Genomic DNA, 14,445 nt, shown 5'->3' on the forward strand with positions numbered 1-14,445 from the left:
AGTGTTATTTGCTCCCGAGCATGGCGTCTTGCACCAATAGCAGCAGTGCATCAGTCGCCGCCAACAGTTCGGCAAGAAGGGTTTCATCCGCATCCATATAACCGTCGTACTCAGCCACGTTTTCGTTACTGCCCATCGGCTACCTCTGCTGGATTGCGGCCAATCAAATCAATTTTGTCCTGTTGTTCAACCCGCACTACAAAGCTGTTGCCGGCCGCCTTCTTGGCTTGCCAGTCGCCTAAGGTGTAGTGCGTTGGGTTAATGGTGCGGCCAAGCTGTTCCTCTACGGGTAGTACCCGTTCCATCAAGTCGCTGTAGCTGAGATTTTCGCCAATCAGCATCAGGTCAATGTCACTGCCTGCATGCTCGCTACCCTTGGTAATGGAGCCATAGATGAAAACCCATACCAGCTGATCATTCAGCGGAGTCAAGGCTGCACGTAACTGCTCTGCAATGCCAAAAGTCTTACGCACTATCCCAAGCAGTTCTGCATAGATGGGGCATTCAGGGTTGGCTTGGTAGTGCGTCTGATTACCCCGTCGACTCATGGTGAGAATGCCTGCGCTATGCAATCGCTCCAGCTCTCGCATCAGGCTGCCCTTGCCGACCTGCGCCCAGCGGGATATTTCATTGGCATAGAAGCTCTGATCCGGTTTGCCATACAACATGCCCAGCACTTTTTGCTGAGTGGCGGTAAACAGGGCATCGCTGAGCGGGATGGCAGGCATGGTCGACTCTATAAGTCCCAAAAAGGGAGCGATACAGACTGTGTGAAAACCTAGCAATCTGCGCAGCGCTCAAAGAAAATGCTCCGTATCGAAAGATACGGAGCATTTTTCGTTATGGCCTACATCCAAGGCGAATCCCGCAGCCAGACCAGCCTGTTCCCGGTTTCGCTGGAAGAACTGATCCCCGAGGATCACCTCGTTCGAGTCATCGACCTCTACGTCGCCAAGCTGGATCTGTTGCAGTTGGGCTTCGATAAGGCGCTGCCCAAAGGCACCGGCCGCCCCTCTTATGACCCTGCCGATCAGCTAAAACTCTATCTCTACGGCTATTTTCAGCGGATTCGCTCATCGCGGCGTCTCGAAGCCGAGTGCCAGCGCAACATCGAAGTGATGTGGCTGATCAACCGGCTAAAACCCGACTTCAAGACCATCGCCGACTTTCGTAAAAACAACAAACTCGCTTTTGTGGCGACGTGCCGTGCCTTCGTCCGGTTTTGCCGCACTGCCGGCCTGATCGCCGGTGAATTGGTGGCCATCGATGGCAGCAAATTTCAGGCAGTGGCGTCCTCGCGGCGTCATATGAATTTGAAACAGCTCAAACGTCAGGAAGAGAAGCTGGATAAGCGCATTGCTCAGTATCTGGCCGAGCTGGATGAAGCCGACCAGGCCGAAACCACAGAGACGATTGATCGCAGCGCAATCAAAACAGCCCTGGCGCAGCTTGAAGTTCGCCAGCAGAACAATCAGAGCTGCCAGGCGCTGATGAGCTCGATGGGACTTGAGCAGTTCAACACCCACGAAAGTGATGCCCGCATGATGCGCACCGCCAAGGGCCCGCGGGTGGCCTACAACGTACAAACCGCCGTGGACGCCGCACATTGCCTGATTCTGCATCACGAAGTGACCCAGGACGGCGACGACCGAAAACAGCTTGAGCCAATGGCCAAGGCCGCCAAAGAACACCTGGAACAAGAGGCCCTCAGCGTGACGGCCGATGCCGGCTATTCAAACGGCCAGCAGTTTCAGGCCTGCGAGGAGGCTGCCATTACGGTCTATGTACCACCCAATCGTTCGGTCAATCCTGGCGGCGAGGCGCTCTTTGAGCGCAAAGATTTTACCTATGAAGACGAACACGACCGTTATCAGTGCCCGGCGGGCAACTGGCTGACGCTCAAGCAGCGCAACAAGGGGGATCGGATCTATCAGGCCGATGTCAGCGACTGCGCTGCCTGCCCGCTCAAATCCCAATGCACTGGCGCCCAACGCCGCTATGTCTCACGCCATGCCCACGAGGAAGCTTTTGAGCGAATGGAGCAGCGAATTCTGGCCCATCCGCAGATGATGGCCAGCCGAAGATCCATCGTCGAGCATCCTTTCGGCAACCTCAAGCAATGGCTGTTTGGGAATGGTCGGTTCCTGCTGCGCCAGTTGGAGGGAGCAAAAGCAGAAATGGCCTTGGCGGTGAACGCTTATAACCTCAAGCGAGCGATTAGCGTGCTCGGAGCCCGCCAGTTAATCGCGCTAATGGGCTGAAAGGCCTTTTTTCGTCTGTTGCTCACACAAAAAAAAACGCCCCGAACAAGTCGGGGCGTTTGTTGGGCTGGCCTTCAGTGCGTTTTCACACAGTCTGGATAGGTCCCTTTTTGGGAATTTTCAACTCTGCCGTGATTATGAGTTTTTCGATGGGGCTGTTTCCTTTGTTGTTTGAACAGGTCGCCGATCCAGCACCTTCGCCACATCATCAATCACCGCCTTGCTCATCGCCGTCAGGTAATGCGCGGCGCAGGCGTGGCGGTCGCTGTCTTTGGCGTAGGCGGCGTCCAGGGTTAGTTTTTTGGCGAAATGCAACAGATCGGAGGCCTGAGCTAATGCATCGGCCAGCGGAACGCCGCGACTGACGTGGAACAGTGCTTGGTTTTTGCAGTAGATGAAGGGGGTGAAGCCGATGGTTTTGAGTTCTGAGGGTGATGGCGTATCAGTTTTAGTCATGGTCTTACTCCAAGATTAGAGTAGTCGCCACGTTCGTTTCCAAGCGAATAGGTGGCGGCTGTGCGCAGGTTGGAAAACCGGAGACCATAGAACCGGCACGCCCGAAGGCGTCCCACGCACAGCTGCCATAACACAGAAGTCGCAATCGTAAAAACGACTGGAATTGCGGTAGGGGCACTGTTGCGCTGTGATCTGACGGGTTTCCAAGCCCGATCACTGAATAGTCAGCGACGACCGGAGACTATCCCCTCAAAGAAAAACGCAGCAAGGCGGCAAAGTGCCCAAATAGAAGATTCGGAGTTTGCCTACAAGGCCCTACGGCGTCATCCGATAAAGCGAGACCATAAGTAAACAAAACCAAACGTCAGACACGAAAAAGCCGCGTAAAAACGCGGCTTTCTTTGTTTGGTGGGCCCACACGGACTTGAACCGTGGACCAAAGGATTATGAGTCCTCTGCTCTAACCAACTGAGCTATAGGCCCTCAGTAGGTCGCGGATTATAGCGACGGTTTCGCGGCTGTGCTATCCGAAAAATCCATTACCGTTGTACGAAGAAACGTCGCGGCGAATTCGTCCGGGGGCAGGGGCAGGCTGACGATGTAGCCCTGGATCTGCTCACAGCCCTCATAGGCCAGGAATTGTTGCTGCGCCTGGGTCTCGACACCTTCGGCAATCACGGTGAATTGCATGCTGCGGCCGAGGGCGATAATGGCGCGCACGATGGCGGCGTCGTGCGGGTCATCCGGCAGGCCACGGACGAAGGACTGGTCGATCTTGAGAATGTCCAGCGGCAGGCGCTTGAGGTAGCTCAGTGACGAGTAGCCGGTGCCGAAGTCGTCGATCGCCAGTTGCACGCCCACGTGCTTGAGCTGATGCAGCACGCTCAAGGCTTCCTCGGCCTGGCTCATGATGAAGTTTTCGGTGATTTCCAGTTGCAGGAGATCGGGTTTGAGGCGGTAGTCCTTGAGCAGCTGTTCGATGCGCCCGAGCAGGTTCGGTTGGCGCAACTGCGCGCCGGCGAGGTTGACCGACAGCGGGCCAAGGCCCTCATAGGTTTTGCTCCATTCGTGCATTTGCCGGCAGGCGGTTTCCAGGACCCAGTCGCCGATCTGCAGGATCATGCCGTTTTCTTCGGCCAGGGAAATGAAGTGTTCCGGGGGCACGTCGCCAAAGGTCGGGTGACGCCAGCGAATCAGTGCTTCGGCGCCGACCAGGCGATAGTCGTCGAGGCTGATTTTCGGTTGGTAGTAGAGGTGCAGTTCATTGCGCTCGATGGCGCGGCGCAGTTCATGCTCCAGCGCCACGCGTTCGCTGGCCTGGGCGGTGAGGTCACAGGTGTAGTTTTCGACCCGGTTACGGCCCTTGGCTTTGGAGCGGTACATTGCCGCATCGGCGTTCTTGATCAGCGTGGCGACGTCGCAACCGTCCTGTGGGTAAAGGCTGGTGCCGATGCTGGAGCTGATGAAGAACTCGTGCTCACCGGCCTGGAACGGCGCGGTAAAGCAATTGAGCAACTTGGTGGCGATGTTGTCGGCATCGCTGGGCTGCTGAAGGCCGGGTAGCAGGATGATGAACTCGTCGCCGCCCAGGCGCGCGACGGTGTCGATATCGCGCAGTTGTTCCTTGAGGCGCACGGCAATGCCTTTGAGCAACAGGTCGCCGACCGGATGGCCAAGGCTGTCGTTGATGTGTTTGAAACGGTCGAGGTCGAGGAACAGCACGGCGCCCTGGCCACCGTTTTCTTTCTGGGTGTTGAGTGCGGTCAACAAACGGCTTTCGAACAGTGTGCGGTTGGGCAGGCCGGTCAGTGGGTCGTGGTGCGCCTGGTAATCGAGTTTGGCCTGGGCGTGCTTGAGGCTGGAAATGTCGGCGAACACGGCCACAAAGTGAGTGATGAATTTGTCCCGGTTACGCACGGCGCTGATGGTCAGCCAACTCGGGTAGAGCTCGCCGTTTTTGCGCCGGTTGGAAATCTCGCCTTGCCAGTGACCTTCGGCGGTCAATTGGTGCCACATGGCGGCGTAGAACGCGCTGTCATGCAGGCCCGAGGCGAGCAGGCGCGGGGTGTGGCCCAGCGCTTCGCTTTCGCTGTAGCCAGTGATTTCCGTGAACGCACGGTTGACCGCGCTGATGTGTTGCTGCGTGTCCGTGATCAACACGCCTTCGGCGGTGCTCTCGAATACGGTGGCGGCCTGTTGCAGTTTTTCTTGCATCAAATGGCGCTCGGTGATGTCCCGGGCGATGGTCAACATGCAGTCTTCATCGCCGATTGGCAGCGGACGACTGGACACTTCGCAGAGGCGGATCTGACCGTCGCTGCGGCGGATATGGCAACTGAAGTCGCGGACGAAGCCGTCGCGGTGCAGCAAATCGAGCATCTGTTTGCGTTCGTTGAGATTGACCCAGATCCCCAGATCCAGGGCCGAGCGATCCACCGACATCGCGCTGTTGAAGCCGGTGATGCGACTGAAACCCTCGTTGACCTCAAGCAGCAAGCCGTCGCTCTGCCGGGACAGCAGCAAGCCATCCGGGGAGGCGTGGAAGGCCTTGGCGAATTTTTCTTCGGAGGTTTGCAGTTGCTGTTGGGTTTCCTTGAGCTGGGTGATGTCGCGCACGACCACCACCAGTGCCGGAGTGGTATCGAGGTCGAATGGCTCGGCGGAGATAAGGCCGGTAAACACCTGGCCATTGCTGCGGCGAAAGGGCATCTCCAGGTTGCGGATGCTGCCGGCCTGCAAACGCTGCAACAAACCCGGCCCCACACCGGGAATGCCCCAGATGTTGAGGTTGGTGGCGGTCTGGCCGATGACATCTTCGGCACGCAGGCCGATCTGTTCTTCGAACGCTTCGTTCACTTCCAGCAGGCAACCGTCGGAGAGGCGCGCGATGACCAGAATGTCCGGGCATTGCTGGAACACCGAGGCAAACTTCTGCTCTGACAGGCGAAGCGCTTCTTCGGTGCGCTTGGTCTCGCTGATGTCGATCATCAGCCCGCGCATCACCGGTTCATGGCCGTGTTCGATCAGGCTGACGATGTCGCGCACCCACAAGCAACGCCCATCAGCGGTGATCACCCGATAATCGAGGCTGTGATCGCGCCCGGCCAACACTTCGTGATCGCAAAAGTTTTGCGCGCGAATGAGGTCGGCGGGGTGAATGATGTTGCGCCAGAAGCCCGGAATCAGCCAATGGGACAGGGGATAACCGAGCAGGTTTTCAGCGTGTGGCGACACATAGCTGTAGGTGAAGTCGCTCATCCGCGCTTCCCAGGCGATGGCCGATAGACTCTCCACCAGCCCGCGGTAGTGATACTCGCTGCTGCGCAGTTCCTGTTCCAGATCGACCCGTCGGGCAATTTCCGAACTCAAGCGGCGGTTGATACGGATCACCGTCGCCAGCACCGCAATCAGCAGCAGCAGCCCCGGAAGGCCATAGACCAGCAGGTCGGACCAGAATGTTCGATGGTCGAGGACGTTGCCGACCCAATGCTCCTGAATGGCGCTGATTTCGGCTGGAGACATGTCCGCCAGGACTTTATCCAGGATACCAACCAGCACTTTGTTGTCCCGTGGCACGCCCATGGCCAGTTGATAGCGGTAAGGGGTTTCGCCGCTGACGTACAGGCCGTCGAGCTTGAGCTGGCGCAGGCTCCAGACGCTGGAGGCGAGATCGCCGACCACGGCGTCCACTTCATCGGTCGCCAGTGCCTGCAAGGCCGAGCTGACGTTGGGCATTGCCACCAGATTCAAGTCGGGGTGGTGGGTGCGCAACAGTTCGTGGGGTGCATAGTTTTCCACCACGGCGATTTTTAGCCCATACAGGTCCTGGATTTTGCGCGGCTGGGGACCGCCGACGTGCGCCAGGATGACAATCGGGAAGTCCAGATAGGGTCGGGTGAACGACAGGAACGCCTGGCGTTCCGGGGTCGACATGATGCCCGGCAGCAGGTCGAGCTTGCCTTGTTTGGCCTGTTCGAGCACAACCGTCCAGCTGACTGGCTCGATGGGCGTCAGTTGGACGGCCAATCGTTGGCGAATCAGGTCGATATAGTCTGCCGCAAGGCCCTGGTAGCGCCCATGATCGTCGCGAAACTCAAAGGGCGGCCAGGACGCATCGACACCCAGGCGCAAGTCCGGGTGGGCCGCGAGCCAGCTACGTTCTTCGTCGGTTAGAGTCAGCGCGCCAGCCGTTGCGGTCCAGGTCATCAGCGACAGCAAAAAAAGCACGGTCGGCAGTCTGGGCATAACGGTCTCGTTATGGCTCTGGGGGAATGTTTCGAGTGTAGACGGGCTACGGCACGGAGGGGGAGGTGCGGAGATATTAATCTGCCATAAAACAAAACCCCCGGCCTGGGCCGGGGGTTCTGGTATCACTCGTCGAGGAAGGAGCGCAGATGCTCGCTTCTCGTCGGGTGGCGCAGCTTGCGCAGCGCCTTGGCTTCGATCTGACGTATCCGTTCACGGGTCACGTCGAACTGCTTACCAACCTCTTCGAGGGTGTGGTCGGTATTCATGTCGATACCGAAGCGCATGCGCAGTACCTTGGCTTCACGGGCAGTGAGGCCGGACAGCACTTCGCGAGTCGCTTCTTTAAGGCTCTCAACAGTGGCGACATCGATTGGCGACTGCATGGTCGAGTCTTCGATGAAGTCACCCAGATGGGAGTCTTCGTCATCACCGATCGGGGTTTCCATGGAGATCGGCTCTTTAGCGATCTTCAATACCTTGCGGATCTTGTCCTCAGGCATTTCCATGCGTTCGCCCAGCTCTTCCGGAGTCGGTTCGCGACCCATTTCCTGCAACATCTGACGGGAAATACGGTTGAGCTTGTTGATCGTCTCGATCATGTGCACCGGAATACGGATGGTGCGGGCCTGGTCGGCGATCGAGCGAGTGATCGCCTGACGGATCCACCAGGTGGCATAAGTCGAGAATTTGTAGCCGCGGCGGTATTCAAACTTGTCTACCGCTTTCATCAAGCCGATGTTGCCTTCCTGGATCAGGTCGAGGAATTGCAGGCCACGGTTGGTGTACTTCTTGGCGATGGAGATCACCAGACGCAAGTTCGCTTCAACCATCTCTTTCTTCGCGCGGCGGGCCTTGGCCTCACCGATCGACATGCGACGGTTGATGTCCTTGATCTCGGCGATGGTCAGACCGGTTTCGGTCTCCAGCGCGGTCAGCTTCTGCTGGCAACGAATGATGTCCGGCTGAATGCGACCAATGGCTTCAGCGTATTTGCTTTTGCCTTTGGCCAGTGCGTCGGACCAGCTTTCGTCGACTTCATTGCCCGGGAACTGGCGCAGGAAATCGGCACGCGGCATGCGCGCATCACGGACGCAGAGCTGCATGATTGCACGCTCTTGTTGACGCAGACGGTCCAGGGCACTGCGAACACGCTCGACCAGGCCTTCGAATTGCTTCGGCACCAGTTTGATCGGCATGAACAGCTCGGCCAAGGCCAACAGTTCGGCAATCGCTGCCTTGTTGTGGCGACCGTGCTTTTTCAGGGCCTTGCGGGTGATTTCCATCTGATCGGCCACGGCGCCAAAACGCTGCGCAGCGATGATCGGGTCTGGACCGCTTTCGGCTTCTTCTTCGTCATCCGAGGCTTCGGCGTCATCGTCGTCGGTGTCGTCATCCGCTTTTGCGGCCTTCGCGTCGATCGGCGGTGGCACTTCTGCCGCAGGCGGCGCAATGCCGTCGTCCGGGTCGATATAACCGCTCAGGACGTCGGACAGGCGACCACCTTCGGTGGTGACGCGAGTGTACTCGGAGAGAATGTGGTCAACCGTGCCAGGGAAGTGCGCGATTGCGCTCATCACTTCACGGATGCCCTCTTCAATACGTTTGGCGATTTCGATTTCGCCTTCACGTGTGAGGAGCTCTACCGTACCCATTTCGCGCATGTACATGCGCACCGGGTCGGTGGTGCGGCCAATGTCGGTCTCGACCGCTGCCAACGCGGCGGCTGCTTCTTCCGCAGCGGCCTCGTCGGTATCGGCGTCGGCCAGCATAAGGGCGTCCGCATCCGGAGCACTCTCGTGTACGGGAATCCCCATGTCATTAATCATGCGGATGATGTCTTCCACCTGCTCTGGATCTGAAATATCCTCAGGCAGGTGGTCGTTGACCTCGGCGTAAGTCAGATACTTCTGCTCACGACCCAGTTTGATCAACTCAATAATACGAGACTGCTGTTGCGCTTTTCCGGACATAACACCCTATCCACTGAAGGTCTTGGCGGGCAAAAAACAAGCCGAGGATTATACCTGAGCTATGACCTCACGCGCCAGTTGAGGTCGGGTTTGATGCGGAAACATTCTGTTTTAGAAGGTCGCGCATCTGTTTCGCTATCTGTATTTGCTCATCAGCCGACAATCCCGGCTGCCTTGCTTTTTTGATGAGTTCGTCGAGGGTCTGCGTATGTTGACCCGCAGATAACCTAGTAATGGTGTCTAAAAACTGCTGTTCAAGGTTGTCGCCGTCAATTAACCATTCCTTTTCTGCGAGTGCTTTCAACAGGCGTCCTTGCTCTGTGCCGTGCCAACGGGCCATCAACTGAATAGAGTTTAGCTTAGGATTTTTCTGCACCGCTTCGATCAAGGCGATTAGTACCTGAGCGTACGTATTGCTCTCGTTGGCAAAATGTTCGGCACTCTCAACCTTTCCAGCCAATTGCGGGTGGTGGATAAGCGTACGCAGTGCGATAAGTGTCGGGGCTTCTACCGCGACTGGCGTGCGTGGGGCATAGGCCTCATCGCGGTCACTGCGCTTGCCGTTTTTGTTCCATGGTTTCTTGTCCCGTTTCTTGCCGCCGGCACCGGGTTTCTTCGGCGTCCATTCCTGTTGGGGCGCGTAGGCCTCTTGAGGTTGGTGGAAGTCGGAGTAGTCCGGCATGGCGTCGTAATCCATTCCGGGGTCATAAACCGGTGGTGCGTCTTGCGGTGCACTGTGCGCCAGTTGGCTGACCGCTTCACCACTCAAGCCCGTGATTTCCGTCAGGCGCTGGCGCATCAGGATGCGCAGGTTGGCGCCCGGGATTTTGTCGATCAACGGTGCGGCGAGGGTGGCCATGTGGGCCTTGCCCTCGAGCGAGCGCGGATCGGCTTCTTCGGTCAGTTGCTGGAAGAAATAATCCGCCAGTGGCTGGGCGTGCTGGTTGATCCGCGCGCGGAAGGCGTCAGTGCCTTCGGAGCGGACCAGCGTGTCCGGGTCCTCGCCTTCGGGCAGGAACAGGAAGCGTGCGCGGCGGCCGTCCTGCAGGCTCGACAATGTTGCTTCCAGGGCTCGCCAGGCAGCATTGCGACCGGCCTGGTCGCCGTCGAAGCAAAACAGAACGCTAGGCACGACGCGAAACAGTCGCTTCAAGTGTTCTTCGCTGGTGGCGGTGCCCAGGGTCGCGACGGCATTGCGCAAGCCTTGCTGGGCGAGGGCGATGACGTCCATGTAGCCTTCGACGACGATGATTTCGTCGAGGTTGCGGTTGTTCTTGCGCGCTTCATACAGGCCGTAAAGTTCCTGGCCTTTATGGAATGCCGGGGTTTCCGGGGAGTTCAGGTATTTCGGCTTGTCATCACCCAGTACCCGGCCGCCGAACGCAATGATGCGCCCACGGCTGTCACGGATCGGGAACATCACCCGGTCGCGGAAGCGATCGTAGCGTTTGCCGGTTTCGGCGTTTTCGATCAGCAGGCCGGCATCGATCATGGCTTTTTGTTGCAGGGTATCGCTGCTCAAGTGCTTGAATAGGTTATCCCAGCCGGGTGGTGCAAAGCCGAGGCCGAAGTCCCGGGCGATTTCCCCGGTCAGGCCGCGACCTTTCAGGTAATCCACGGCGGCTTTGCGCGATGGATGGCTCTTCAGGGCCTGGCGATAAAAGTCGGCGGCGGCGGTGAGTAGCGGGTACAGCGGTGAATCGGTCGGCTGTCGCGGCTTGTGCGAACGACCGCCTTCTTCCCGTGGGACTTCCATGCCGGCCGCTTTGGCCAGGTCTTCGACAGCCTGGACGAAATCCAGGTTGTCGTGGTCCATGATGAAGCCCAGGGCATTGCCGCCAGCGCCGCAGCCGAAGCAGTAGTAGAACTGTTTGTCGGGACTGACGCTGAAGGACGGGGTTTTCTCTTTGTGAAACGGGCAGCAGGCGGTGTAGTTCTTGCCGGCTTTTTTCATTTGCAGGCGCGAGCTGACCACATCGACGATGTCGGTGCGGTTCAGAAGGTCGTCAATGAAGCTCTGGGGAATTAGCCCGGCCATGGCGTTCTCGTCATCTGCGCTGAAAAGGTCCGAAACGAAGGGCGGCCGGACGCGGGTCATCATTTGAGGCGCGCAAGCTGTGCGGCTCGACCAGTGTCGTCTGCGTAATCGCTATCGGGAAGTGTATCTGCCGAAAATCCACTGACGTTAATTCCAATCAGTATTCGACTATTTGAAAGTGTTGCGCTGAATCCGGCTGCGGCCCGTCAAGGGTCTCGGATAGCTCATCATGTGGCATGCAAGAGATGCCTTGGGCTGATCGTCGTGAGAGGAATCAGTGGGTGTGCTCGTCAGTAGCCTTGAAAGGCTCGTCAGAAAAGACGTGCACCGCTGGCAAAAGAGCCAGGTCTGACGCGATAAAGCAGATTTGTCTCGGTCGCGTCTGCGGCTTCGACGGTGAAGCATCAAGCGTTTTACGCAAATGCCATTAGCCCGGCTGAGGGCCGGGCTTGGCAGAAGCTTGCTACGATCGTCTGTGTATTAGTACAGACGAACGGCGCGGCGCTGTTCGCGCTGAACTTTCTTGGCGTGACGCTTAACAGCGGCTGCTGCTTTGCGCTTACGCTCAGAAGTTGGCTTCTCGTAAAATTCGCGGCTACGAACTTCAGCCAGTACACCGGCTTTTTCGCAGGAGCGCTTGAAACGACGCAGAGCTACGTCGAAGGGTTCGTTCTCTTTTACTTTGACGGCTGGCATCCAGAGCTACCTTCATTCATTACCGGGGTCAACATCCTCGCGGCAAAAGAGCACTTGAAGACGTCGGTTTTTAAGGGTTGCGGATGTTAACCCCTCATCGCACGGAATGCAAAGCCTCTGATCGAAAACCGCTGGTCGGGGCATCACGCGACGACTATTATGCGCGCCTTCGAATTCAGCCTAAACAAGGCGCAAACCCATGCTAGTACTGGGATTAGAAACCTCCTGCGACGAAACTGGTGTCGCATTATATGACAGTGAACGCGGCCTGCTCGCCGACGCGCTGTTCAGTCAGATCGACCTGCACCGTGCCTATGGCGGCGTGGTGCCGGAGCTGGCCTCGCGCGATCACGTCAAACGCATGCTGCCCTTGATTCGTCAGGTGTTGGCCGAAGCCGACTGCGTGCCGACCGAGATCGACGCGATCGCCTACACCGCGGGTCCCGGACTCGTCGGGGCATTGTTGGTGGGGGCTTCCTGTGCTCAGGCGCTGGCCTTTGCCTGGGGCATTCCGGCGCTGGGCGTGCATCACATGGAAGGTCACTTGCTGGCGCCGATGCTGGAGTCGCAACCGCCGGAATTTCCGTTCGTCGCTTTGTTGGTGTCGGGTGGACATACGCAGCTGGTTCAGGTCGATGGAATCGGTCAGTACGCGCTGCTGGGCGAGACACTCGACGACGCTGCGGGCGAAGCGTTCGACAAGACCGCGAAGATGATGGGGCTGCAATATCCGGGTGGCCCGGAAATCGCGCGTATGGCCGAGCAGGGCGTTGCGGGACGTTTCACCTTTCCGCGCCCAATGTGCGACCGCCCTGGCTTGGATTTCAGCTTCAGCGGCCTAAAAACCTTCGCGCTGAACACCTGGCAGCAGTGCGTGAGCGCCGGGGACGACGGTGAGCAAGCCCGTTGCGACATCGCGCTGGCGTTCCAGCAGGCCGTGGTGGAGACTTTGACCATCAAGTGCAAGCGAGCTCTCAAGGCGGCTGGCATGAAGCGTCTGGTGATCGCAGGGGGCGTGAGTGCCAACAAGGCGCTGCGTTCGTCGCTGGAAAAAATGCTCGGCGATATGAAGGGTGATGTTTTTTATGCCCGTCCGCAGTTTTGCACCGATAACGGCGCGATGATTGCGTTTGCCGGCTGCCAGCGTTTGCAGGCCGGTCAGCAGGAAAGCCTGGCGATCACTGTGCAGGCGCGCTGGCCGATGGAGCAGTTGTCGGCGTTGTGATCAGCCGGGCTCATCTCCGGTATCTAAAAATGCCGTTCGCGCCCGGCAAATAGGTCGCGTAGATTGCCGCGATGGCGCCAGACGATCAGCCCGGTGAGTGTGGTCATGGGCAGCAGCGCTGCCGGTTCTTGCCAGGCCAGCAGCGGCAGGGTCAGCGGTGTGGCGATCAGGGCGGCCAGTGAACTGGTACGGGTCAGGTAGAACGTCAGCAGCCAGGCACAAACTGCCAGCAGGGCTGCCGGCGGATACAGGCCCAGCAACATCCCGGCAGCGGTGGCGACACCCTTGCCACCGCGAAAGCGGAAGTACAGCGGGAACAGGTGACCGATGACGGCGCAGACGCCGATCCAGGCCTGATCTTGTAGCGAAAGGCCCGCAACAGCGGCGATCAGCACGGGCAATAAGCCTTTGCAGAGATCGCCGAGCAACGTCAGGATGGCGAGTTTTTTGCCGGCCAGGCGCAACATGTTGGTGGCACCGGCATTGCCCGAGCCACTCATTCGCGGATCGGGATTGCCGGTCAGGCGGCTGAGCAAAATGGCGAAGGACAGAGAGCCGAGCAGGTAGGCGAGGATCGCCAATAACCAAAACATGCTAACTATTCCGGGCGAGGACGCCCTGATTCTAACGGCGCAATGCGCCCTTGTCGTGTAGCGGAGAGAAGTGCTTGGACAGAGTGTTTATCGAGGGCCTGGAAGTCGACACCGTGATCGGTGCCTACGACTGGGAGCGAGGCATCCGACAGTGCTTGCGTCTTGATCTGAGTTTCGCCTGGGACAATCGTCCGGCAGCCGCCGGTGACGACCTGACCCTGGCCCTCGATTACGCGAGTGTTTCGTCGCGCATCCAGGCCTTTGCCGAGCAGGCGCAGTTCCAGCTGGTCGAAACCTTCGCCGAGCGTCTGGTTGAAGTGCTGATGAGCGAATTCAAGATCACCTGGATGCGCCTCAAGCTGACCAAGCCCGGTGCGGTTCCTGCCGCTAGCGGTGGCGTGGGTGTGGAGATCGAGCGCGGATGTCGCTGACTTACGTGTATCTCGGGCTCGGTAGCAATATCGAGCGCGAAACCCATTTGCAGGCCGGCCTGGATGCCTTGGCGGGTTTCCTGGTGGATATCCGTTGCTCGCCGGTCTTCGAAAGCCAACCGGTGGGGATCAAGAGCGGGCCGTTCTTCAATTTCGTGGTATCGGCCTATACGGATCTGCCGCTGGTGGAGCTGGATCGCCGGTTCAAATTCATCGAGGCCGACAATGGTCGCTACGCACCGGACCGCAAGGGTTTGCCGCTGGACATCGACGTGTTGTTGTTTGGTGATCTGGTGGGCAACTTCGATGGTTTGATCCTGCCGCGGGCGGAAATTCTGAAAAATGCCTTTGTGCTGTGGCCGTTGTCGCTGATTGCGCCGGATCGGGTGCATCCCGGTGTAGGTAAAAGTTTCGCCACGTTGTGGGCAGAATCCAAGATTGATCAGGTACTGGCGCCGGTGGCATTCGAATGGCGCGGTGAGCAGCTGACGCCCCCGAATATGTTGTGACTGTCATGACGCCATCGC

At 58.4% G+C, this 14,445-nt stretch carries 12 protein-coding genes and 1 tRNA gene; 4 read left to right on the plus strand and 9 right to left on the minus strand.

Going from position 1 to position 14,445, the window contains the following annotated elements; genetic code table 11:
* Positions 1-4 precede the first annotated feature (4 nt).
* Both ACNYC6_RS16215 and ACNYC6_RS16220 read right to left on the minus strand, forming a co-directional pair.
* Positions 5-136: a hypothetical protein gene (locus tag ACNYC6_RS16215; RefSeq protein WP_419708289.1), complete on the minus strand. Its 132-nt coding sequence runs from the start codon at positions 134-136 to the stop codon at positions 5-7.
* Positions 126-728, minus strand: a complete 603-nt coding sequence (locus ACNYC6_RS16220) for a nucleotidyltransferase domain-containing protein (RefSeq protein ID WP_419708290.1) — start codon at positions 726-728, stop codon at positions 126-128. The genes ACNYC6_RS16215 and ACNYC6_RS16220 overlap by 11 nt, the downstream gene beginning before the upstream one ends.
* Before the next feature lie 114 nt (positions 729-842).
* Here ACNYC6_RS16220 and ACNYC6_RS16225 point away from each other — a divergent pair, with 114 nt between their 5' ends.
* Positions 843-2,261, plus strand: coding sequence for an IS1182 family transposase (locus ACNYC6_RS16225; RefSeq protein ID WP_419708291.1), 1,419 nt, complete (start codon positions 843-845; stop codon positions 2,259-2,261).
* A gap of 135 nt (positions 2,262-2,396) precedes the next feature.
* Here ACNYC6_RS16225 and ACNYC6_RS16230 read toward each other — a convergent pair whose 3' ends face one another.
* The 6 genes from ACNYC6_RS16230 to rpsU form a co-directional block, all read right to left on the minus strand.
* Positions 2,397-2,717 carry a DUF3077 domain-containing protein gene (locus ACNYC6_RS16230; protein ID WP_419708292.1) on the minus strand — a complete coding sequence of 107 codons (321 nt, stop codon included), beginning with the start codon at positions 2,715-2,717 and terminating at the stop codon, positions 2,397-2,399.
* Positions 2,718-3,123: 406 nt separating this feature from the next.
* Positions 3,124-3,200: transfer RNA gene (locus ACNYC6_RS16235), tRNA-Ile, on the minus strand.
* Positions 3,201-3,215: 15 nt separating this feature from the next.
* Positions 3,216-6,962, minus strand: coding sequence for a bifunctional diguanylate cyclase/phosphodiesterase (locus tag ACNYC6_RS16240; RefSeq protein WP_419708293.1), 3,747 nt, complete (start codon positions 6,960-6,962; stop codon positions 3,216-3,218).
* A 125-nt stretch (positions 6,963-7,087) separates the two neighbouring features.
* On the minus strand, positions 7,088-8,935 hold the full coding sequence (rpoD, locus tag ACNYC6_RS16245) for an RNA polymerase sigma factor RpoD (protein WP_419708294.1): 1,848 nt from the start codon (positions 8,933-8,935) through the stop codon (positions 7,088-7,090).
* Between the two features lie 67 nt (positions 8,936-9,002).
* Complete coding sequence (gene dnaG / locus ACNYC6_RS16250) at positions 9,003-10,973, minus strand: DNA primase (protein ID WP_419708295.1); 1,971 nt, start codon at positions 10,971-10,973, stop codon at positions 9,003-9,005.
* Positions 10,974-11,453: 480 nt separating this feature from the next.
* Positions 11,454-11,669, minus strand: a complete 216-nt coding sequence (gene rpsU / locus ACNYC6_RS16255) for a 30S ribosomal protein S21 (RefSeq protein ID WP_002551877.1) — start codon at positions 11,667-11,669, stop codon at positions 11,454-11,456.
* 199 nt (positions 11,670-11,868) lie between these two features.
* Here rpsU and tsaD point away from each other — a divergent pair, with 199 nt between their 5' ends.
* On the plus strand, positions 11,869-12,894 hold the full coding sequence (tsaD, locus tag ACNYC6_RS16260; protein WP_419708296.1) for a tRNA (adenosine(37)-N6)-threonylcarbamoyltransferase complex transferase subunit TsaD: 1,026 nt from the start codon (positions 11,869-11,871) through the stop codon (positions 12,892-12,894).
* Positions 12,895-12,917: 23 nt separating this feature from the next.
* Here tsaD and plsY read toward each other — a convergent pair whose 3' ends face one another.
* Positions 12,918-13,487 carry a glycerol-3-phosphate 1-O-acyltransferase PlsY gene (gene plsY, locus ACNYC6_RS16265; RefSeq protein ID WP_419708297.1) on the minus strand — a complete coding sequence of 190 codons (570 nt, stop codon included), beginning with the start codon at positions 13,485-13,487 and terminating at the stop codon, positions 12,918-12,920.
* A 74-nt stretch (positions 13,488-13,561) separates the two neighbouring features.
* Between plsY and folB the strand changes: the two genes are divergently transcribed.
* Together folB and folK are read left to right on the plus strand one after the other, a co-directional pair.
* Complete coding sequence (gene folB / locus ACNYC6_RS16270) at positions 13,562-13,918, plus strand: dihydroneopterin aldolase (RefSeq protein WP_419708298.1); 357 nt, start codon at positions 13,562-13,564, stop codon at positions 13,916-13,918.
* Positions 13,909-14,427 carry a 2-amino-4-hydroxy-6-hydroxymethyldihydropteridine diphosphokinase gene (gene folK, locus ACNYC6_RS16275; protein WP_419708299.1) on the plus strand — a complete coding sequence of 173 codons (519 nt, stop codon included), beginning with the start codon at positions 13,909-13,911 and terminating at the stop codon, positions 14,425-14,427. The genes folB and folK overlap by 10 nt, the downstream gene beginning before the upstream one ends.
* Positions 14,428-14,445: the final 18 nt, after the last annotated feature.

Source organism: Pseudomonas sp. NFX224, assembly GCF_048565165.1.
Taxonomy (GTDB): domain Bacteria; phylum Pseudomonadota; class Gammaproteobacteria; order Pseudomonadales; family Pseudomonadaceae; genus Aquipseudomonas.